General features: G+C 66.5%; 21 protein-coding genes. 11 read left to right on the top strand and 10 right to left on the bottom strand.

Features of this window, described 5'->3' with window-relative positions; genetic code table 11:
* Positions 1–12: 12 nt before the first annotated feature.
* The 3 genes from NDB2M1_RS00600 to NDB2M1_RS00590 form a co-directional block, all read right to left on the bottom strand.
* Positions 13–717, bottom strand: a complete 705-nt coding sequence (locus NDB2M1_RS00600) for an NRDE family protein (RefSeq protein WP_072378653.1) — start codon at positions 715–717, stop codon at positions 13–15.
* Positions 717–1,460, bottom strand: coding sequence for a RadC family protein (gene radC / locus NDB2M1_RS00595; protein ID WP_072379966.1), 744 nt, complete (start codon positions 1,458–1,460; stop codon positions 717–719). The genes NDB2M1_RS00600 and radC overlap by 1 nt, the downstream gene beginning before the upstream one ends.
* A gap of 64 nt (positions 1,461–1,524) precedes the next feature.
* The gene (locus tag NDB2M1_RS00590) at positions 1,525–2,031 is read right to left on the bottom strand and encodes a MarR family winged helix-turn-helix transcriptional regulator (RefSeq protein WP_072378651.1); all 507 of its coding nucleotides are present in this window, start codon (positions 2,029–2,031) and stop codon (positions 1,525–1,527) included.
* A gap of 130 nt (positions 2,032–2,161) precedes the next feature.
* On the opposite strand from NDB2M1_RS00590, the gene NDB2M1_RS00585 reads away from it, so the two are divergent.
* The 11 genes from NDB2M1_RS00585 (at position 2,162) to NDB2M1_RS00535 (ending at position 11,681) form a co-directional block, all read left to right on the top strand.
* Positions 2,162–2,644 carry a DUF417 family protein gene (locus NDB2M1_RS00585; protein ID WP_072378649.1) on the top strand — a complete coding sequence of 161 codons (483 nt, stop codon included), beginning with the start codon at positions 2,162–2,164 and terminating at the stop codon, positions 2,642–2,644.
* 61 nt (positions 2,645–2,705) lie between these two features.
* The gene (locus NDB2M1_RS00580; RefSeq protein WP_143146569.1) at positions 2,706–3,011 is read left to right on the top strand and encodes a hypothetical protein; all 306 of its coding nucleotides are present in this window, start codon (positions 2,706–2,708) and stop codon (positions 3,009–3,011) included.
* A 66-nt stretch (positions 3,012–3,077) separates the two neighbouring features.
* Positions 3,078–6,254 (top strand): intermembrane phospholipid transport protein YdbH family protein, encoded by a 3,177-nt coding sequence (locus tag NDB2M1_RS00575; protein WP_072378645.1) that lies wholly within the window; start codon positions 3,078–3,080, stop codon positions 6,252–6,254.
* 134 nt (positions 6,255–6,388) lie between these two features.
* Positions 6,389–6,532, top strand: a complete 144-nt coding sequence (locus NDB2M1_RS00570) for a YnbE family lipoprotein (RefSeq protein ID WP_171955320.1) — start codon at positions 6,389–6,391, stop codon at positions 6,530–6,532.
* Between the two features lies 1 nt (position 6,533).
* Positions 6,534–6,923, top strand: coding sequence for a YdbL family probable chaperone protein (locus tag NDB2M1_RS00565; RefSeq protein WP_072378641.1), 390 nt, complete (start codon positions 6,534–6,536; stop codon positions 6,921–6,923).
* 203 nt (positions 6,924–7,126) lie between these two features.
* Positions 7,127–7,444 carry an AtpZ/AtpI family protein gene (locus NDB2M1_RS00560; protein ID WP_054122333.1) on the top strand — a complete coding sequence of 106 codons (318 nt, stop codon included), beginning with the start codon at positions 7,127–7,129 and terminating at the stop codon, positions 7,442–7,444.
* 66 nt (positions 7,445–7,510) lie between these two features.
* Entirely contained in the window at positions 7,511–8,296 is a 786-nt protein-coding gene (locus tag NDB2M1_RS00555; protein ID WP_072378639.1) for a F0F1 ATP synthase subunit A, read from the top strand.
* Positions 8,297–8,351: 55 nt separating this feature from the next.
* Entirely contained in the window at positions 8,352–8,579 is a 228-nt protein-coding gene (locus tag NDB2M1_RS00550; protein ID WP_054122335.1) for a F0F1 ATP synthase subunit C, read from the top strand.
* Positions 8,580–8,668: 89 nt separating this feature from the next.
* Entirely contained in the window at positions 8,669–9,160 is a 492-nt protein-coding gene (locus tag NDB2M1_RS00545) for a F0F1 ATP synthase subunit B family protein (protein ID WP_054122336.1), read from the top strand.
* Positions 9,153–9,710 (top strand): F0F1 ATP synthase subunit B family protein, encoded by a 558-nt coding sequence (locus tag NDB2M1_RS00540; protein ID WP_072378637.1) that lies wholly within the window; start codon positions 9,153–9,155, stop codon positions 9,708–9,710. Before NDB2M1_RS00545 ends, NDB2M1_RS00540 begins: the two co-directional genes overlap by 8 nt.
* A 162-nt stretch (positions 9,711–9,872) precedes the next feature.
* Complete coding sequence (locus NDB2M1_RS00535; protein ID WP_171955287.1) at positions 9,873–11,681, top strand: hypothetical protein; 1,809 nt, start codon at positions 9,873–9,875, stop codon at positions 11,679–11,681.
* On the opposite strand, the gene NDB2M1_RS00530 is transcribed toward NDB2M1_RS00535, so the two are convergent.
* From NDB2M1_RS00530 to NDB2M1_RS00500, 7 genes are all read right to left on the bottom strand, one after another.
* The gene (locus tag NDB2M1_RS00530; protein ID WP_072378633.1) at positions 11,662–12,552 is read right to left on the bottom strand and encodes an ATP-grasp domain-containing protein; all 891 of its coding nucleotides are present in this window, start codon (positions 12,550–12,552) and stop codon (positions 11,662–11,664) included. The two genes, NDB2M1_RS00535 and NDB2M1_RS00530, sit on opposite strands and share 20 nt — an antisense overlap.
* Positions 12,553–12,694: 142 nt before the next feature.
* Positions 12,695–13,747, bottom strand: a complete 1,053-nt coding sequence (locus tag NDB2M1_RS00525) for a LacI family DNA-binding transcriptional regulator (protein ID WP_253185733.1) — start codon at positions 13,745–13,747, stop codon at positions 12,695–12,697.
* Positions 13,747–14,511, bottom strand: a complete 765-nt coding sequence (gene gloB / locus NDB2M1_RS00520) for a hydroxyacylglutathione hydrolase (protein WP_072378631.1) — start codon at positions 14,509–14,511, stop codon at positions 13,747–13,749. Before gloB ends, NDB2M1_RS00525 begins: the two co-directional genes overlap by 1 nt.
* 77 nt (positions 14,512–14,588) lie before the next feature.
* Positions 14,589–14,867 (bottom strand): BrnA antitoxin family protein, encoded by a 279-nt coding sequence (locus NDB2M1_RS00515; protein ID WP_054122341.1) that lies wholly within the window; start codon positions 14,865–14,867, stop codon positions 14,589–14,591.
* Entirely contained in the window at positions 14,860–15,108 is a 249-nt protein-coding gene (locus NDB2M1_RS00510; RefSeq protein WP_072378629.1) for a BrnT family toxin, read from the bottom strand. Before NDB2M1_RS00510 ends, NDB2M1_RS00515 begins: the two co-directional genes overlap by 8 nt.
* 100 nt (positions 15,109–15,208) lie before the next feature.
* Complete coding sequence (gene rpsA, locus NDB2M1_RS00505; protein ID WP_072378627.1) at positions 15,209–16,912, bottom strand: 30S ribosomal protein S1; 1,704 nt, start codon at positions 16,910–16,912, stop codon at positions 15,209–15,211.
* A 213-nt stretch (positions 16,913–17,125) separates the two neighbouring features.
* Positions 17,126–18,865 (bottom strand): methyl-accepting chemotaxis protein, encoded by a 1,740-nt coding sequence (locus NDB2M1_RS00500; RefSeq protein ID WP_072378625.1) that lies wholly within the window; start codon positions 18,863–18,865, stop codon positions 17,126–17,128.
* Positions 18,866–18,975: the final 110 nt, after the last annotated feature.

The following is an 18,975-nucleotide window of genomic DNA, read 5'->3' as shown; positions in this document are numbered from 1 at the left end:
AGAGGGCGCGGGTCAGGCCTTGAAGGCGATTGCGGTCTCGCCCGCTGGTTCGCCTTCCGCAGCGAAGCGGCGCTCGATGATCCGTGCGGTGCCGTCCGAGGCGATCAGCAGCACGGTCGAGCAGCGCGTGCCGTAGACCGGATTGCAGATGAAGACGGGGGAGAAACGCGGTTCCGGTCCGGTGCCGGGAAGCTCGGTGCGGTCGGCCAGCGCGGCGAAGAGGGGGGCCGGATCGTCCTTACCCGCAGCAAGCCAGGCGCCAAGCGCGGCCTCCAGTGCGCGTGTCTTGGCCCATGGCGCGTCATGCGCGCCGTTGGAGAGGCCGTGGATGCCAGGCGCGAGGGGGAGGCGGTGCACGTCCGGGTGGTTGGTGAGATGCCACGCGTTCCCGGCATCGGCCATGAACAGATTGAACGGGTTCATCGTTTCCGGTGCGGCGGGATCGTGCCCGGCCAGCCAATCGGTTACCAACGCCCCGCGCGAGGCAAGCTCGGGCCTTGGATAGCCTTCGACGCGCAAGTTGGTGACGAGGGCGAAACGGCCCGCCGCGTTGACCCCCAGCCACGTTCCGCCCGCCTGCAAGTCACGTCCGGCGATCGCACCATTCGGCCAGCGCGCAAGCGGCGCGGTCGGGCGTTCGTGAAACTCGTCGCGATTGCCGATCACGACAAGGCGCCAGCGCGGATGCGCACGGAAGGCGGCAGCGGCGACGCACATCAGATCAGGCCCTTCGCCTTCAGGCTGACATGGCCCTGCCGCCCGATGATCACGTGATCGTGGACCGTAATGCCCAGCAGTCGCCCGGCTTCGATGATCTTCTGAGTGATCTGGATATCCGCGCGGCTGGGCTCCGGGCTGCCGGAGGGGTGGTTGTGGACGAGGATCAGCGCGGCGGCGCCGATCGCCATGGCCTTGGCGATGATCTCGCGCGTGTAGATCGCCGATTCGTCGAGCGTGCCGTCGCTGACGATCTGGTCGAGGATCAGGCGGTTCTGCGTGTTGAGATAGAGCACGCGCACCCGCTCGTGGTTGAGGTGGGCCATGTCGATGTGGAGATAGTCGAGCAGCGCCTGCCAGCTCGAGAGCACCGGCTCCTCGCGGACAGTCTGGCGGGCGAGCCGGCGGGCGGATACCCCGACAATCTTGAGCGCGGCGGCGGCGGCATCCTTGATGCCGGGCACTCCCATCAGCGTTTGCGCATCTGCGTTCAGGACACCTGCGAGACTGCCGAAGCGCTGGAGCAGCATGCGGGCATGCGGCTTCACATCCTGCCGGGGGATGGCCGTCATCAGCAGATATTCGATGACTTCGTGATCGCCGAGCGCATCGTCGCCGCCATCGAGCAGCCGTTTCCTGAGCCGGGCGCGGTGGCCGGAGGGATCGAGGCCCGCCTCGCGCACGCGGTCCTTCTCCGACTTTTCGCGGCTAGGCTGCGGGAAAAGGCTGGGCGGTTCGTCCATGGTCGCGCCGGACATTGCCCGCGCCGGGTGCAGGGCGCAAGCGCGCCAAATCGACCGATTTGGCTCAGTCGCCCGTCCCGCCGAGGCAGATATCGACCGGGCAGCGCGTGCAGACGTTCTCGTCGCAGAGGCGGCAAACGCGCAGCGCGTCGTCCGGACCCGCGACCAGCGCGGCGAGCAGCTTTTCCGTGGTGCCGATGAAAGCCTCCCGCTCCGCATCAGGCAAAGCGGCAAGCGCCTGCGCGATGGCCTCGTGTCGGCCTTGCGCGATGGCTGCAGCGGCGGTTTCGCCCTGCGCCGTCAGGTGAAGCGCAACGCGTCGGCCATCCTCCGCGCTGGCGCGGCGCTCGACCAGTCCACGCGCCGCCAGCCGGTCCACCAACCGCACCGCGCCGGGGTGCGAGAGGCCGACGCCGATGCGCAGCGCATCGATGCTCATGCCCGGCAGATGCGCGATCAGCTTCAAGGCAGCCGCCGCCGGGCCCGGCTCGGGCGCAGCAGCTTCAGCCGCGCGGGTGATTGCATCGCCGATGGCCACGGCGAGCGCGCCGACGAGATTGGTGTCACGCATGGAACTCATTCCCGCCAGTTATATGCTTCACGCATAGACTTCAAGTGCGAATCGATTTATATGATTGGCGCACACAAAGTGCGCCGACGGGCATCCCGCTCCTCGGCATGATGACCTGAGGAGAGTACCCATGTTCCTGTCCCCCACCTTCGAGGCCCGCCTCGGCAAGACCGGCGCCGGTATCCTGCGCTACAGCCTCGTGTTCTTTTTCCTCGCGTTCGGGCTCTATAAGTTCACCCCGCACGAAGCCGCCGGGATTGCCCCGCTGATGGCGCATTCGCCGTTGCTGTTCTGGGCCGGCCCGACGCTCGGCGAGCAGGGCGCTTCGAACTTCATCGGCGTGATCGAGATCGCGCTGGGCCTGATGGTCGCGACCCGCAGCTTTGCTCCGCGCATTTCGGCGCTCGGCAGCCTCGGCATGGCGGGTGCGCTGGTCACCACGCTGAGCTTCCTGTTCACCACCCCCGGTCTCGATCCGCAGTCGAGCGACGCGGGCTTCCTGCTCAAGGACCTGACCCTGCTCGGCGCAGCGCTGTGGAGCGCGGGTGAAGCCTTCGCGGCGGCGCGCGTTGCACCGATGCAGGGCGGCCGGTTCGCCATGGAGGCGGCCTGACACTGCAGCTCCGGAGGCGGCGACCACGGCGCTTGCGCCGGTCGCCGCTATCCCGGTGTGGGTGCCGTTTCTGGCCGCAGTGGTCACGCTCGATCTGATAGCCGACGTGATATCCAAGGAATTTTCGCTTCATGGCGGCAGTTGGCGGATGGCTCTTGCGGCTTCGTTCGTTGTTGCCGGTAACCTGACCTGGCAATTCATGCTGCGGACAAGCGGGGTCGGGCTGGCCCGGGCGGGCCTGCTGTTCGCGGTCGGCGTCGCGGTCGGCGCGACTTTGATCGGCGTATTCGGTTATGGCGAGGGCCTGACCGACAAGCAGAAGATCGGCGCCGTGCTCGGCGTCCTCGTGCTCTTGCTGCTCGGCTGAACCCGCCACCATGCTTTGCGAGTCCGTGCATTGCGTCGGCCCGCCTGCTGGGCGACAAGGCGGGCAATGGCGGACGAGACCGAGCCTCTGAACGAATCGGCGGGAGGCCTGCCGGATGCCCCGCGCGGCCGCAAGCGCCGCCGGATCGCGCTGGTTTCAGCCGGAGCGCTGGCTGCCCTCGCGATTGGCCTGTGGTCGGCGCGCGAGCAGATCGCGGGCGGTCTGATTGACCGCCAACTGGCGCAACTGAACCTGCATGGGCGCTACACTATCGAAGGCATCGGCGCGGACCGGCAGGTGCTGCGCGACATCGTGATCGGCGATCCGGCCCATCCCGATCTCACCATCGCCCGCGCCGAAGTGCGCATGGCCTATGGCCTTACCGGTCCGCGCATTGGCCAGATCATTCTCGAGCAGCCAAGGCTTTATGGCGCATACCGCCAAGGCCATCTGAGCTTTGGCGCGCTCGACAAGGTGCTGCTCCCCAATGCGCCGGCAGGAACCGCGCCGGGACTGCCCGATCTCGATCTGCGGGTGATCGACGGTCGCGCCTTGCTGGAGACCGACTTTGGTCGGCTGGCCGCGAAAGCGGACGGCGCCGGCAGTCTGGCGGGCGGCTTCAAGGGTACGCTCGCGGCGGTGATGCCCGGCGTTGCGGCAGCCGGCTGCAGCGGCGAGAAACTGAGTGCTTTCGGGCAGGTCTCGGTTTCAGATGGCAAGCCGCGCTTTGCCGGGCCAGTGCGGCTGGCAGGCCTCGATTGCGGGAAACAGTTCGCAACCGGGCCATCGACACTCGCGCTCGATGTGACGGGTGACAAGGATCTCGGCGGCGCGACGATCAAGGGCAAACTCAACACCGGCACGCTGACCGCGCCGGGTTTATCGGCCGCGCACCTCATGCTGGGCGGCGAGCTGGCGTTCAGGCTCGGCATGCTGCGCGGCCATGTGCTGAGCGAAGTGAAGGGCCTGCGCACCGCAGGACTGACCGCCGGCACGCTGGGTGTCGATGGCGATCTCGACATGAAGTCGGGCGGGCAGAACCTCGTCTTCCGGGGTGCCGTCTCCGGTCGCGATCTGGCCCGGGGCGCCGCGACGGAAGAGGCGCTCGCCGGTGCGCAGACCGCAGCGGAAGCGACGCTTGCCGCGCCGCTTCTCGCGAAGATCCGCGGCGCGCTGACCCGCGAGGAACGTGGCAGCCAGCTCGCGGGCGATGTCGTGCTGCGGCATGACGGCGCGCGGTGGAGCCTTGTCGCCCCCAGCGCAGCCCTGCGCGGCGGCAGCGGTGCGGCGCTGCTGTCGGTCTCGCGCCTGCAGGTCGCGTCGGAGCCGGCCAAGTTGCCCACGCTGACCGGCAATTTCGTGATGGCGGGCGAAGGGCTGCCGCCGATCACCGGGCGCATGGAGCCGGGTGCGGGCGGCCGCCCGGCGCTCAAGCTGCGCATGGCGGAGTACCGCGCCGGTGGCAACATGCTGGCGCTGCCGCTGCTGGAAATCACGCAGGAGCGCGGCGGCTCGCTGAGCTTCAGCGGGACGGCGCTGGCTTCGGGCGCGATCCCGAGCGGGGCGGTGCAGGGGCTCAGCCTCCCCATCGCGGGCACAGTCAGTCCGCGCGGCGATCTCGCGCTGTGGCAGCGCTGCATGACGCCTTCGTTCACCAGCCTGCAACTGGGCGCCGTCACGTTCGACAAGCGGCAACTGACGGTCTGCCCGGCGGGCGGACGCGCCATCGTGCAGAGCGGTCCGCGCGGTGTTTCGGCGGCACTCGGCATCAATGCGCTCGCGCTCAGCGGGCGGCTGGGCGAGACGCCGCTGGTGCTGAACAGCGGTCCGGTCGGCCTCGCGTGGCCCGGTACGCTCACAGTGCGCGACGCCACTGTGGTGCTCGGTTCGGCGGACACGGCGACCCGGCTGAAGCTGACCAACCTCGTCGCGCAGCTCGGCAAGGGCTTCGCCGGCACGTTCGACGGGGTGGACGCAAGGCTTGCCGCCGTGCCGATCGACATGGCCGATGCCGCCGGGGACTGGCGCTTTGCCGATGGCGTGCTGACCCTGAGCGGCGTGCGCTTTGCCGCTTCGGACCGCTTCCAGCCCGCGCGGTTCAAGACGCTGGCGGGGGAGGGCGGCGCCCTCTCGCTCAAGGACAACCGCATCCTTGCCAATGCCTTGCTGCGCGAACCGGATTCGCAGCGCGAGGTTTTGCGCATAGCGGTACGGCATGATCTCGGCACCGCGCGCGGACATGCCGATCTGACGGTCGATGGCCTCGTCTTCGATGAGGGCAAGATCGTGCCCGGCAAGGTCGGCGGGTTGCAACTGCGCGATCTGGCGCCGCAGTTCCGCGGTGTGATTGCCGATGCGGATGGCACCGTGCACGGCAAGGGCGTGGTCGACTGGACCGCCGAGAAGGTGACCAGTTCCGGCAGCTTCAGCACCGCAGACTTCGATTTCTCGGCCGCGTTCGGCCCGGTCAAAGGCCTTTCCGGCACGCTCCAGTTCACCGATCTCATCGGCATGGTGACCGCGCCGCACCAGATCCTGCACGTGGCCTCGGCCAATCCCGGCATCGAAGTGACCGATGGAACAATGGATATCGAACTGCTGCCCGAGCAGGTGGTGCGCATCAACAGCGGGCTCTGGCCGTTCCTCGGCGGCACGCTGCGGCTGGCACCCGGCGATCTGCGGCTTACTGTCAACGAGCCGCGCCGGTTCCGCATCGAGATGGACGGGATCGATGCGGGCAAGTTCCTCGAGCGGATGGAACTCGCCAACCTTTCCGCCACCGGCGTGTTCGACGGGCATCTGCCGCTTGAATTCGACGCCAACGGCGGGCGCATCACCGGCGGCGAACTGGTCTCCCGCGCGCCCGGCGGCACGGTCTCCTATGTCGGCGCGCTGTCGTACAAGGACTTGTCCGCGATGGCGAACTTCGCCTTCGACGCGCTGAAGTCGCTCGATTACTCGAAGATGACCATCGGCATGGACGGCAATCTGGCCGGCGATGTCGTGACGCGGGTGGAGTTCACCGGGATCAAGCAGGGCAAGGACGCCAAGCAGAACTTCATCACCCGGCAGGTCGCGCGGGTACCGATCAAGTTCAACGTCAACATCCACGCGCCGTTCTACAGCCTGATCAGCTCGATGAACCCGCAGCCGCCGCCGGGCGCCTTCCGCAGCCTGCCGCCCGGAACCTTTCAGCCTCCTGCCAGCGGCGTTCAGCCCCCGGCAAGCAGCCCCAAGCCATAAGGAGCCAGCAATTGACGCGGTCAAGCAACCCTGCAACCAAGTGGCCCATCCAAGGCGAGGGGCAAGATGGCATGGCGGGGACAAGCAAGCGACTGAGGCGATTGTGCCTTGCGACCGTGGTGGCGCTGGGCTCGATGCTGACGGGGGGCTGCATCACGGTGAAAGCGCCCGAGAAGCCGATCGTCATCGAGCTCAACATCAACATCAAGCAGGAAGTGGTCTATCGCCTGGCCGGAGACGCCAGCCAGACGATCGACAAGAACAAGGACATTTTCTGAGATGGCACGTTTTTCCAGGAACCTCGGGCTCGCAGTGGCCGCCGTCGCGGTCCTCGGCATGATCCCCGCCGCCGCGCTGGCGCAGCGCGATCCCGCCTATGCCGCCGCGCGCGCCGCCGGGCAGGTGGGCGAGAAGGTCGACGGCTACCTCGGCTATGTCACCCCGCCGAGCCCCTCGCTCAAGGCGGTGATCGACGAGCTCAACATCAAGCGCAAGGCGGTCTACGCCGAGAAGGCGGCGGCTGCACATGCCACGGTCGAGGAATATGCGCTGACTTCGGGCTGCCTGCTGATTTCGCAGACGCAGCCGGGCGAGAAGTACCAGGGCCCGGACGGCAGCTGGCAGACGCGTACTTCGTCCCCGCCGCTGCGCGATTCGCGCTGCCCCTGAGGATAAATCGCGCGAATTTTGGAGGGGCCGGAGCCTGCGAGGGCTGCCGGCCCCTTCGCACATGCCGCAAATCTGCGGTTTACAGCCACATCGGGCGCGGTTGACTTGCCAAGCCGCCCTTCCTAAAGGGCCGGTGCCCTTGACGGGGGACCGTTTCCCGCGCCACGCCGTTTGTGCTGCATCTCAGCAAACAGAAGGTTGGCATGGTTGACGACCCCTCCGGTGAGGACCCCAAGGGCGCGGATGCCCGGATCGCATCGCTCGAAGCGCGGCTTGCCGCAGCCAGAGCCAGCGAGGCGGAGCGCACGCGCAGCGGCCAGCAAGGCGCCGACGCGGGCTACCGCCTCGGCAACCGCGTTCTGGCTGAACTGCTGGGGGGAATGATCGGGGGTGCGGCGGTCGGCGTGGCCATTGACTGGTTCGTCGGGCGCGGCCACTGGGGCCTGATGGTGATGCTGTTCCTCGGGATCGCAGTCGCCTTCAGAAACATCATCCGGATTGCGAACCGGCGTTCCGATTGACCCCTTCGTTCAGGGGGCCGCATTGGAAGGCCGTTTTGGCATACTAGTGAAACGGGATTTTCGCGCGTGGCAACCGAAGCCAAAGTTGATCCGATGCACCAGTTCACGATCGAGCCGCTGTTCGGCACCGATCACTGGGCCCTTGGCGGTTTCAACATCGCGTTCACCAATTCTGCGCTGTGGATGCTCATTTCCGCGGTCGTTCTCTACGCTTTCATGCTGGGCGGGATGAAGCGCGAGCTCGTCCCAGGCCGCTGGCAGATGATGGTCGAGAGCATGACCGGCTTCATCGAGAACATGCTCTCGGCGAACGTGGGCAAGGAAGGGCGCAAGTACCTGCCTTACGTGTTCTCGCTGTTCATGTTCATTCTGTTCGCGAACCTGCTCGGCCTGCTGCCGCTCGGTCTCGTCGGCCTGCACCCCTTCACCTTCACCAGCCACTTCACCGCGACGGGCGTGCTTGCCATCCTCTCGTTCTCGATCGTGCTGGTGGTCGGCTTCACCAAGCACGGCCTGCACTTCTTCTCGCTGTTCGTGCCGCACGGCACGCCGCTGCCGATGATCCCGCTGATCTTCGTGATCGAGCTGGTCTCGTTCCTCGTGCGCCCGTTCAGCCTCGGCCTGCGTCTCTTCGTCGCCATGATGGCCGGCCACGTCCTGCTCGAAGTGCTCTCCAGCTTCGTCATCGGCGGCGCCAATGCCGGCGCCTTCTTCATGGGCCTCGTCTCGATCCCCAGCTTCATCCTGATGGTTGCCATCTGCGCGCTCGAGATCCTCGTCGCCGGCATCCAGGCCTACGTCTTTGCGCTGCTCACGTCGCTCTACATCAACGACGCCGAGCATCTGCACTGAGTTTTCAAGTACATCGTCCATCCATCTGAATTTTTGAGAAAAGGGAGTTTAAGTCATGGAACCTGCAAGCGCCAAGCTCATCGGTGCGGGTCTCGCTGCGATCGGCGCCGGCATGGCCGCCATCGGCGTGGGTAACGTCTTCGGTTCGTTCCTCGAGAGCGCGCTGCGCAACCCGGGCGCGGCTGATGGCCAGCAGGGCCGCCTGTTCATCGGCTTCGCGGCCGCCGAACTTCTCGGTCTGCTCTCGTTCGTCGTGGCGATGATCCTGATCTTCGTCGCCTGAACCATGGACAAGGGCGGCGCTCCGGCCTGAGCGCCGGCGCAGCCGCCCTGCCATCGTTTTTTCAGCGTTCAGATCGCCCGGGAACCCCAATGCCCCAGATTTCGCAGCTTGCCGCGACCTACTCCAGCCAGATTTTCTGGATGCTGGTCATTTTCGGCGCCGTCTTCTTCCTCGTCGGCCGGGGCATGGCGCCCAAGGTTCTCGAGACCATGGAAGGCCGCGACCAGAAGATTGCCGCGGACCTCGCCGCTGCCGAAGCCGCGCGCCATGAGGCGCAGGCCCAGGACGATGCGTGGAAGGCAGCCGCTGCCAAGCAGCGCGGGGAAGCCCAGGCGCTGATCGCCGCCGCCAAGGCCGAAGCCGCCAAGGCCGCCGAAGTGCGGCTCGCCGCAGCCGGTGCCGACGCGGATGCCAAGGTCACCGCTGCCGAGGCGCGCATTGCCGCGGCTCGCGAAGGCGCTCTGGCTGAAATCGAAACCGTGGCGGCCGATGCCGCAGCCGAAATCGCCGCCCGCGTTGCCGGGCTGACGGTTGCGGCCGATGCCGCCCGCGCGGCGGTGAAGGACGTTCTCCATGGCTGATTTCGCGCTGCTTGCCCACGCTGCCAACGCGGTTGCCGAACATGGGGCCGAACACGCCGAACCGATGGCCTTCGGGTTCATCACTCCCGGCATGTGGGTCGCACTCTCGATGACCGCGTTCCTCGCGATCGTGATCTGGAAGAAGGTGCCCGCCGCGATTGCCGGTGGTCTTGACGCCAAGATCGTCACGATCCGCCAGCAGCTCGATGCCGCCAAGGCGCTGCGCGCCGAAGCGGAAGCGCTGCGCGCGGAATATGCCAAGAAGATCGCCGGCGCCGAAGCCGATGCCGCCGCGATGGTCGAGCATGCCCGCCACGAAGCCCAGGCGATCATCGCCAAGGCCGAGGCGGACACCACTGTCGTGATCGCGCGCCGCGAGAAGATGGCGACCGACAAGATCGCCGCAGCTGAACGCGCGGCGGTCGACGAACTGCGCGCCCGGGCTGCTGCTGCCGCTGCCACGGCGGCTGGTCAGCTGATCGCCCAGCACCATGGCGCGAGTGCGGACAAGGCGCTGGTCGATACCGCCATCGCCGGTCTCGCCAACTGATAACCACATTGGATCATTCCCCGCCCGGTGCGGCGGGGCATGGTTAACTCTGTCCTAAGGGTTTTCGCCTAGTCCGGCCTTCATGAGAAGGATCGGAACAGGATGCCGGGCATGAGCCGCGGGTTTTTCCGGCAAATTGCGTTGCTGTTTCTGGCGTGTCTGATGCTGAGCCTCGGAGCCGGGCGCGCCGAGGCTGCCAGCTGTTTCTACGCGACATCGCAGGGTTCGACCGGGCCCGCCAACTGGAACTCCTACTGCTGGCTCGATTTTTCCGGCTATAACGACACCGCCGCGCGAAACGGCGGGCAGGCCATGTCGTACACGCTGCCCGACGGCACGGTGATGACCTTCACGCTCACCATCAGCGGCGCGGGAATCACCGGTGCGGGGGCTCCGTCATGGGGTGGGGCCGCGGTCGGCAACACGGCATTCCTCGGCATCGGCGGTCGCCCGATCCTCTATCAGACGGCGGCCGGCACGACGACGGCGACGATCTCAAACATCGTGCTGACCCCGCCCGCCGGTGTCTCGCAGATCACCAGTTACATGTTCGTGGCGGCGGACGGCGAATCGTCGAACGAGGGCGAATCGCTGCGCTTCGTGACCAATGGTGGCAACTGGATCGCGCTCGACAATTCCGGCCCGATCAGCGGCTCAACTTATCCGACCAGCGCCGGGCTCGGCACCAATACCTTCACCGTCACCGGCGTCCCGGGCACCGTCGGCGCCAACATCGTCGGCTCCAGCACGCCGACTTCGCTGACAACCACGATTGTCGGCGGCGGCCTCCAGGGCGTGATGTTCGCGGTGCGCTTCGCCTCGATCCGGCTCAACCTCCAGTTGACCGGTGCGCGCGCAGCCTCGGCGGATCAATTCACCTTCAACATCAATGCTACTTCGGGCGGCGCCACGCTCGCCACCGGCACGTCGAGCGGGACGGGCAACGGCCCGTTCACCGCGGCGACGCTCACCACTGCATCGGCGCTCCCGCTGACCCTGACGCAGAGCATGGCGGCGGGCAGCCTGAACCCGCTCACCGACTACCGCTCCAGCCTGACTTGCACCAATTCCGTGAGTTCCAGCACGCCTTTGCCAAGCGGGGTACTGACCACCAACTACAGCTTCGGCGCATTGCAATTCGGCGATCTCGTCACCTGCACGTTCACCAACACGGTGTTCCCGCACATGCAGCTGACCAAGGCGCTGGGCACTGGCGGGCGGCGGTTCAACACCGACCAGTTCGTGATGAACATCAACCAGGGCTCAACCACGATCGCCACGACGACGACGACAGGGACGACCACGACGGTGACCAACGCCTCCACCCCGCAAGTCATGGGCGCGGCGGGTACGGCCTATACTTTCACCGAACTCGGCGCAGGCTCGACCAGCCTCACGCAGTATACCTCGGCGATGACCTGCACGAACGCGTTCACCGGCTCGTCGACCGCGCTGCCCAATGCGGTCGGTGGCACGGTCACGCCGCAGATGGGTGACGTGATTTCCTGCACGATCACGAACACCCGCCGTGCGACGAATGCCACGCTCACGCTGGTGAAGACATCGAGCGTGCTCTCGGACCCGCTCAACGGCACGACCAATCCCAAGATGATCCCGGGCTCGATCGTGCAGTATTCGATCCTCGTCTCGAACACCGGGCCGACGGCGGTGGACAACAACACGGTGCTGCTGATCGATTCGTTGCCGAGCCAGATGCGCGTCGGCACCGCCGCGACGCCGACTTTCACGCAAGGTTCGCCCACCAGCGGCCTGACCTTCAACGCGACCAACGATATCCGCTACTCGAACGCGGCAACCGCGCCGACGACCTACGCAGGCTGCACTTATACGCCGACGTCGGCCTATGATGCCTCGGTGCGGTTCATCTGCGTCAATCCGAAGGGCACGATGGCGGGATCAACCGGCACGCCGCCCAACTTCACGATCTCGTTCAGGGCGCAGATGCAGTGATCTTGCGCAGCCCGGCGAGCAGGCGCGGCCCAAGCTCCGGGCCCTGCAGCGGATAGAGGAACGGCTCGATCACTTCGGCTTCCATCAGCAGCAGCGCGCCATCGGGCCCGCGTACCAGATCGATGCGTGCATAGAGCGGGGCAGGGAAGGGGAGGCCTGCGATCACCTTCTGCGCAGCGGCCAAGTCGTCCGGCGTCGGCGTGACCGCCGTATCCCACCCGCCATAGAGCGACTGCACGCGGTAGTCGCCGGGGGCCGGGCGCTTGATCAGGCCATGGCTGAACTCACCATCGATGAAGATCAGCGAGTGTTCGCCCTCCTCGACGATGCCGGGGAGGAACGGCTGGACCAGCGCGGCATGGCCCATGCGCCAATCGGCTGCGGGCGGATTGTCGCAGGTGAAATCGAACTGGCCTTCAGCTCCCGCACCGACGCGGCGCTTCACCACGAGGCGGTCGCAGCCGAAGTGGTCGAAGGCCGCGAGGATCTCGTCGCGGCCCGGGTTGTCCAGCAGCAGGGTGGGGATCGTGGCGACACCGCGCTCCGCCAGTTCGGCGAGGTAGCCTTTGTCGATGTTCCAGCGCACGACATCGGGGCTGTTGCACACCGGCACGCCCAGTGCGGCGATGGCATCCAGCTTGGCGAGAAAGGCGTCGCGGTTGTCGAAGTAGTCCCACGGTGTGCCGATCAGCGCGGCATCGAAGGCCGCAAAAGCATCTAGCGGGGCCTGCCAGTCGATGTCGGTCACGCTTTCGCCGGGGCGCAGCGCGGCGACAATGGCGTCCATCTGCTGGTCATGCTCGAAGGCATCGGGGCGGCGGTCTGGGGCGCCGGGCAGCGTGGTGCTGCAGGCGAGGAAGGCGATGTTCATGGGTGAGGCTCTCTCGTTGTGCAATCCCCTGATCCGCTCATGCCGAGCTTGTCGAAGCATCATCCGCGACGCTTGTGCCAGCGCCCTTCGACAAGCTCAGGGTGAGCGGATTTGGGGATTGGAATTCTGGTCTATGGGTGCGTCAAGGCCGCGTCGATCCGCGCACGATAAGCCGAACCGGCACGCGGCGCGGGGTTTCAGGTTCGCCCGACATCGCGGCGAGGAGGCGCTCGACGAGCAGGGCACCGGCGGTTTCGAAATCCGATTCGATCGTGGTCAGCGGCGGGGTCGACCAGGCGCCCGCACGCACACCGTCGAAGCCGACGATGCCGACTTCATCGGGCACATGGTAGCCGCGCTCGCCCAGTTCCTTGAGCGCGCCCAAGGCGATCTCGTCGCTCACTGCGAAAATGGCGTCGAACGCCTCGCCGCTTTCGGCAAGCCGCGCGGCGGCGCGGCGGCCCTGTTCCTCGCGGGGGAGGCCGCGTTCGATGCGCTGGAGCACCGGCGTGCGGCCCGCATCGCGCATCGCGGCGGCATAGCCGTCATAGCGCTCCTTGAACTGGCGCTGCGGCGAGGTTTCCGAGCCGATGCAGACGATCTTCTCATAGCCGCGCACCAGCATGTGCCGCACCGCCAGCGCCGCGCCCGCCTCGTTGTCGCTGCGCACCCAGGGGAAGCTGTCATTCGGCGCGCCCCAGCAGACCCAGTTGGTGGCCGGATCAAGCTCGCCGAAATAGTCCCACGCGGGCGTGTTCTCGCTCGTGCCGATGACGATCATGCCATCGGCCTTGCGGCGCTCCTCGTAGTGGCCCCAGAAATTCTCGGCGCTGTCCTGAAAGCTCACCAGCACTTCGTAGCCGCGCGCGGAGGCGGCGGCGCAAGTGCTGCCAAGGAGAGCGAAGTAGAACGGATTGAGGTCCTTGCGGTCCTGCCCGGCGCGGCAGATCATCACCACCGCGAGCGTGCCGGTCTTGCCCCGGCGCAGGCGCGCGGCGTTCTCGTTGACCTGGTAGTTGAGCCGCGCGGCCGCGGCGATCACGCGCTGCCGGGTCGGTTCGCTGATCGAGGTATCCCCCGCCAGCGCGCGGCTGACGGTCGACTGGCTGACACCGGCTTCCTCCGCCACGTCGAACGAGGTGACGCGGGTGATGCGGCGGCCAGCAGCAGTGGCGGTATCGGTCGTCGGGGCCATCAGCGGAAGTTATCCTTGGCGCTGCGCAGCGCGGCAAAGGTTTCGATAGGCGAAGCGCCGCCCCAGCGTGCCTGCAAGGCCGGATCGTCGGCACGCAGGAAGGGATTGGTGGCAAGTTCGCGGTCGAGCCGGGTGGGAACGGTCCATTCGCTGCGGCTGCGCTTGTCGGCGATCTCGGCTGCATAGGCGGCGAGGGCGGCGTTGTCCGGATCGGCATGGAGCGCGAACTTCGCGTTCGAGGCGGTGTATTCGTGCGCGCAGTAGAGCGTCGTCTCGGCAGGCAGGGCCTTCACGCGCAGCAGGCTGGCCCAGAACTGGTCCGGCGTGCCTTCGAACATGCGCCCGCAGCCCAGCGCGAAGACGGCATCGCCGACGAAGGCAATGGCAGCTTCGGGGAGGTGATAGGCGCAGTGGCCCAGGGTATGGCCGCCGACATCGATCACATGGGCCTGCCAGGCACCGAACGCCACCGTATCGCCTTGTGCCACCGTGCGGTCGATCCCGGCAATGCGCGCGGAGTCGGCTGCCGGCGCGATCACCTTGCACCCCGTCGCCGCCTTGATCGCCTCGTTCCCGCCCGCATGATCGGGGTGCCAGTGCGTGTTCCAGATCTGCGTGATCGTCCAGCCCCTGGCCGCCGCCTCGCGCAGATAGGCTTCGGCGTCGGGCGTATCGATGCACGCCGTCTCCCCGCTCGCGCTGTCGTGCAGCAGATAGCCGTAATTGTCGCTGAGGCAGGCAAACTGGTGGACTTCGAGCGTCATGGGTCCTCTCGGGCGTCTTTTGCCGACGAGCCTAGCGGAGAGTGTGCGGCAATGCAAAAGCCCGCCCGGCGAACGCCTCAGGCTTCCAGCGCGGCCCGCAAGGCCTTGTTCATGCGCGCCTGCCAGCCAGGGCCAGTTGCGCGCCAACCTTCCAGCACATCGGGATCGAGGCGTAGGGTGACCGACTTCTTGGCGTCTGCCTTGGTCGTGCCAACCGGGCGTCCCCGTTTGCCCGGGCCGAAGGCATCCCGGATGGCAGCCGGGATCGCATCACCCTTCAGCGCATGGGCAAAGTCCACCTCGGTCCATTCGGGGTTCTCGTCGTCAAAGAGAACGGTCGGGTTCGGTTCAGACATAACGGCGCATCTCCTTGGCATGGGCACGACGCAAACTGATCACACGGATTGTCTCTCCACGCATCGTTCCGGCCACGCAGCAGGCCTCGCCGTCGATGTAGCCGTAGAGCCGGAAGCGGGGCTCGGAAAAACGGTCATCGGCGATATAGGCCCGAACATCGAGCTCGGCAGCGCGGGCAAGCGACAGGCCGTGCTTGGCAAGGTTCGCCAAATCCTTCGCTGGATCGTACTCGAAATCCACGATTTAATTGTAGTTGCAGTTAAATCAGAATGCAATGCAAAAGCCCGCCCGGATCGCTCCGGACGGGCTTTTGCTTTGCCTGGCGGCGGTAAGCTGAGACTTACTGCTTGGCCTTGAGGGCCGCGCCGAGGATGTCGCCCAGCGAAGCGCCGGCTTCGGACGAGCCGTACTGCTCGACGGCTTCCTTCTCTTCGGCGAGCTGACGCGCCTTGACCGAGAAGTTGGGCTTCTTCGAGCGATCGAAGCCGATGACCATGGCATCGAGCTTCTGGCCGACCTGGAAGCGGTCCGGACGCTGCTCGTCGCGGTCGCGGCCGAGATCGGTGCGCTTGATGAAGCCGGTCGCGCCGTCTTCGCCGGCCTGCACTTCGAGGCCGCCATCGCGGACTTCGAGGACAGTGACGGTGACGACTTCGCCGCGGCGGAGCGAGTTGCCGCCCGCCGAAGCGCCGCCGGCCGCCGGAGCGCCCTTTTCAAGCTGCTTCATGCCAAGCGAGATGCGCTCCTTCTCGACATCGACGTCGAGCACGATGGCCGAAACCTGCTCGCCCTTGCGGTGCAGCGCCAGCGCGTCTTCGCCCGAGATGCCCCAGGCGATGTCCGACATGTGGACCATGCCGTCGACGTCGCCGTCGAGGCCGATGAACAGGCCGAACTCGGTCGCGTTCTTGACTTCGCCTTCCACGGTCGAACCGACCGGGTGCGCTTCGGCGAAGGCTTCCCACGGGTTCTGCTGGGCCTGCTTGAGGCCGAGGCTGATGCGGCGCTTGTCGCTGTCGACTTCGAGCACGAGCACATCGACTTCCTGCGAGGTCGAGACGATCTTGCCGGGGTGGACGTTCTTCTTGGTCCACGACATTTCCGAAACGTGGACGAGGCCTTCGATGCCCGCTTCCAGTTCGACGAAGGCGCCGTATTCGGTGATGTTGGTGACAACGCCGTGCAGCTTCGCGCCGACCGGGTACTTGGCGGCGACGCCATCCCACGGATCGCTTTCAAGCTGCTTCATGCCGAGGCTGATGCGCTGCGTGTCCTGGTTGATGCGGATGATCTGGACGCGCACGGTATCGCCGATCGCGATCACTTCCGACGGATGGTTGACGCGCTTGTAGCTCATGTCCGTCACGTGGAGCAGGCCGTCGATGCCGCCGAGGTCCACGAACGCACCGTAGTCGGTGATGTTCTTGACGACGCCGTCGATGATCTGGCCTTCCTTGAGGTTCTGGATCAGGCCCGAACGCTGCTCGGCGCGGGTTTCCTCGAGGACGGCGCGGCGCGAGACCACGATGTTGCCGCGGCGGCGGTCCATCTTGAGGATCTGGAAGGGCTGCGGCATGTCCATCAGCGGGGTCACGTCGCGCACGGGGCGGATATCGACCTGCGAGCCGGGGAGGAACGCGACGGCGCCGTCGAGGTCGACGGTGAAGCCGCCCTTGACGCGGCCGAAGATCACGCCTTCGACGCGCTTGCCTTCGCCGAATTCGTTCTCGAGCTTGTCCCACGCGGCTTCGCGGCGGGCACGGTCGCGGCTGAGCATGGCTTCGCCGTCGGCGTTCTCGACGCGGTCGACGTAGACTTCGACTTCGGCGCCGACGACGAGGCCGTGCGGCTGGCCGGGCATGGCGAATTCGCGCAGCGGCACGCGGCCTTCGCTCTTGAGGCCGACGTCGATGACGGCCTTGTCGTTCTCGATGGCGGTGACGGTGCCCTTGACGACCCGGCCTTCAAAACCGCCGTTGGCGGCGCCGCCGAGGGTCTCATCGAGCATCGCGGCGAAATCGTCGCGCGTGGGATGGGATGCCATTGGAATAAGTATCCTGTTATCGCTGTTTCCGGCCAGGCGGTTGTATCCGCCGGTCTTTCACCGGATGCCGCCCCATGCGGATCCGGGCCAAGGGGCCGAACCATCTGCCGGGCCGAATGCCGTGGCAGATATCCGAAGCAGAAGGATCGCTCCCGCTGCAGACCGGCGGCCCCTATGTCAGGGATGGGTAAAAGGCAAGCGAAACCGCGCCTCTCAGGCCGCCAAGGAGCGGGGATACTGTGTCGTGGTGCGGGCCGAAGTGCGGAAGCGCGCAACGGCGGTAGCAAGTTCTCCGGCCTCGTCAGCCAGCGAACGGGCGGCCGCAGCCGTTTCCTCGACCATTGCCGCGTTGCGCTGGGTCATCGAGTCCATGCCCGAGACGGAGACGCTGACCTGATCGAGGTTGATCGACTGCGCCTGAGTGGCTTCAGCGATCTCGCTGACAAGGGTGGCAAGTGTATCGACACGTCCGACCAGCGTGTTCAGCGCTTCGCCGGTCCGGCTCACCAGACTTACTCCGCCGGATACCTCGCGCGAGCTGGTCGCAATGAGCGTGCGGATCTCGCTGGCTGCATCGGCGCTGCGCTGGGCGAGGGCCCGCACTTCGTTGGCGACAACGGCAAAGCCCCGTCCGGCATCTCCGGCGCGCGCTGCTTCCACGCCCGCGTTGAGGGCGAGCAGATTGGTCTGGAAGGCGATCGAGTCGATGAGATCGACAATGCGGCCGATCTCCTGCGAGGAGCGTTCGATCGCACCCATGGCCGCCATCGCTTCGCCGACCAGAGTGCCGCCGGCTTGCGCGTCCTGTGTGGCCAGACCGATTTCAGTCTCGACTTCGCGGGTGCGGTTTACCGTCGACGAGACCAGCGCCGCGACCTGCTTCATGGCTGCGCTCGATTCCTCGACGCTGGCAGCCTGGCTCTGGTTGCGCGTGGCAAGATCGCCCGAGGCAGTCCGGATCTCAGCCGCACCCGTGCTGACGCTGTGTGCCGTTCCGCCGACGCGGGCCAGCACGCTGTCGAGACGCTGCGCAGCGGCATTGTAAGCCTCGCGCAGTTGCTCGTATTCAGCGGGGAAGGGAGGCTCGATGCGGTGCACCAGATCGCCTTCGGCCAATTGGCCGAGCGCCGTCCCCATCCGTTCGACGACCAGCGCCTGCTTAGTGGCATCTTCGCGCTGGGTGCGGGCCGCGCTGCGGAAGACTTCGATGGCGCGGGTCATTTCGCCGATCTCGTCGCTGCGGTGCTCGCTGCAGCGACCCGCCTCAAGATCGCCCGCGGCCATTGCCGACATCACATCCGCCGTCGCGGCAAGGGGATCGAGCACATGGCGGCTGAGCAGGCGGACCGCTCCGACAGTCAAGGCGACGGTCCCCGCACCGGCCAACGCCATGACGATGAGGAGCGCAAAAACGGTCGTCGTACTGCTGGAGACCAGCGCATTGCGCGCGGCGGTCGCATGTTCGGTCAGCAGCAGGATCGCGCTGCGCTCGCGTTCAAAGATGGCATCAAGCTTCTGCTTGCTGGCCTCGGCTCCCGCTGCATCGCCCCGGCCGAGCGCGGGAAGCAGCACAGTGTTCACTTCCTGCCAGAACGCATCGGCTTCCTTCGCGACCGAAGTCCGCAGCTCGCCGGCGAGCGCCGGATCGACATCGTCCCCCGTCCAGCGTGCGAGGCTGGCGCGGTATTGCTTTTCGAGTTCGGCGAGGTCCGCGCGATTCTGGGCGAGATGGGCTGGATCATCGATCGCCTGCCGTGCCTTGAGCGCTGGCTCGACGATATAGAGCGGCGGGGGAAGAATATCGGCGGTGAAGCCGGTCACGATATCGATCCGGTTCTGCACCGTGCCGCCGACTCGGATGTGCTGTACCGCCAGACCGATCAGCACAAGCAGCAAGGTAACTGTCCCAGCGAGTGCCAAGCCGCCCCGGCGGCTCTTGATCCTGATCGACATGGCAAAGGTACTCCCCTGTTCTCATGGCCGTGCGACTCATTATGCGGCCACCGAGGCAGGGGATAACGTTGTTCTAGAACCAAACGTTTGAATGGTTTCAAAGGTGCACT

Origin of the sequence: Novosphingobium sp. NDB2Meth1, from assembly GCF_900117425.1 — a bacterium.
Lineage (GTDB): Bacteria > Pseudomonadota > Alphaproteobacteria > Sphingomonadales > Sphingomonadaceae > Novosphingobium.
Note: the sequence above shows the minus strand (reverse complement) of the source record. Positions and strands in the feature narration are given on the sequence as shown.